1 protein-coding gene and 1 pseudogene are annotated in these 2,051 nt (G+C 67.0%); both read right to left on the reverse strand.

Translation table 11 applies throughout. The features are described from left to right. On the reverse strand, window positions 1-1,831 hold a 1,831-nt coding region (locus VJS90_RS20730; protein WP_324123502.1), incomplete at its 3' end, for a xanthine dehydrogenase family protein molybdopterin-binding subunit. 9 nt (window positions 1,832-1,840) lie between these two features. Then, a pseudogene (locus VJS90_RS20735) lies at window positions 1,841-2,051 on the reverse strand (xanthine dehydrogenase family protein subunit M); the annotation flags it as partial.

Below are 2,051 nucleotides of genomic sequence, written 5' to 3' on the forward strand. Positions count from 1 at the left end.
AGATGCCCGGATCCCAGCGAACCTCGACAAAATGCGCGCCGAACGAGCGATAGGAGAACTTCGCCTCGCCCGGCGGCGCGCTGTGGAAGCTGCCCTCGGCGCGAGCCAGTCGCCCCTTGCCGAGCACGTCGGCAAAGCTGACCCGCTGCCGCCCGCTGGACAACTGCCCGGCCTCCACAGCCAGGTTCTCGGGTTTCTGTCCGGCAAAGTGGCCGCCGCTCATCACGGCGTACTGGCGCAGCCGGTCCAGGGCCTGGCGCGTCGCACCTGCGATGGCCGGCAGGATACTGGCCGTGGCCCACGACCCGCCCGACACCGGTCCTGGCGGGAAAGCCGAGCTGCCGAGCTCGACCTGGATGCGATCGAATGGCAGGCCGGTCAGTTCGCTGACCGTCTGTGCAACGATGGTGTAGGTGCCCGTGCCGATATCCTGCAGGCCGCATTGAGCCAGGGCCGTGCCATCGGCACGCAGCGTCACCCGCGCCTCGGTCGGCATCTGGTACGCCTCCCAGTTACAGGCGCCCAGGCCGTAGCCGATGATCTCGTCACCGTCGCGCATGCCGCCAACCTGCGCCGAACGCCGCTCCCAGCCGAAGCGTTTGGCAGCCTGGTCCAGCGCTTCGGGCAAGTGATTGCTCGACCAGGGCAGGTCCTGGCTCTGGTCCTTTTGAGCCAGGTTGAGCTTGCGAAACGCCAGCGGGTCCATCTTGTTCAGCAATGCCAGCTCGTCGATGGCCGACTCCAGCGCGAACAGGCCCGGCGCGGCGCCCGGGGCACGCATGGAGGTGGGCGTGCCACGGTTGACCGGCGCCAGCGTGTGGCTGACCAGCACGTTGTCGCAGCCATAAAGGCTCTTGGTCACGCTGCCGCAGGTTTCGGTGTAGTCGTCCAGGGTCGAGGTGCTGTTGAACGCCTCATGCCGGATCGACACCAGTTTGCCTTCCACGTCGCTGGCCAGGCGCAACCGCTGCCGGGTTTCCGGGCGATGGCCGACGGTGGTGAACATCTGTGCCCTGGGCAGCATCAGTTGCACGGGGCGTTCGAAGACCCGGGCCGCGGCGCAGGCGGCGACCGAATGCGGCCATGGCCAGAGCTTGCCACCGAACCCCGAGCCTATGAACGGCGCACGCACCTCGACACGGTCAGGCGGCAGGTCGAACACGTTGGCCAGCAGGTTGCGGTGGTTGAGCACGCCTTGGCTGCTTTCATAGACATACAGCTTGCCGTCGAGCCAGTAGGCTGTCGTGGCATGCATCTCCATGGGGTTGTGGGTTTCGACGGGCGTCGTGTAGGTCGCATCCACGCGCTGGGGCGCGGCGTCGAAGGCGGCGCCGGGGTTGCCGCGGCTGTGGCCGGCGCCGCCATCATGCACGCCTTGCTTGCGCAGACCTTCCTCCAGGCTCTTGACCGCAGGTTCAGCCTGATAGTCGACCTTGACCTGATAGGCCGCCGCGCGGGCATGTTCGAAGGTGTCGGCCACCACCAGCGCCACGAACTGCCCCGGGTAATACACCCGATCGTCCTCGAAGGGCAGCCGGTGCTCGTCGGCCTTGCTGGCGACGAGGATGTCCTTCGCCATGTTGATCGTGACATTGGGCGTACGGTGCAGCGCGGGGAAATTGCCGTGGTGCAGCACGCCCTTCACCCCGGGCATCGCCCTCGCCTGCTGGTCGTCGATGGCACGGATACGTCCCTTGGCGATGGTGCTGTACACCCCATAGGCGAACAGCATGCCTTCGACCGGCTGGTCGGCCGCGTAGCGCGCCTGGCCGCTGACCTTGTGCCGGCCGTCGACGCGCTTGTGCGGGGTACCGATAACGGAATCGTTCATGGTCGGCTCCTAGGCGCTGAGGTCGCGAAGATTACGGATGACCGCCTGCTTGCCCAGCGGGATCTTGTAGCCGTTGTGCTCAAACGCGCGTGCGCCTGCCATGGCTTGGTCGGCAGCCCGTTCAAAGACCTCCATCGAGGCCTTCTGCCCGATCAGCGCCTTCTCTGCCTCGAGTGCGCGCCACGGCCGGGTCGCCACGCCGCCCAGGGCGATCCGCGCA

Origin of the sequence: Pseudomonas sp., assembly GCF_035277045.1 — a bacterium.
GTDB lineage: Bacteria > Pseudomonadota > Gammaproteobacteria > Pseudomonadales > Pseudomonadaceae > Aquipseudomonas.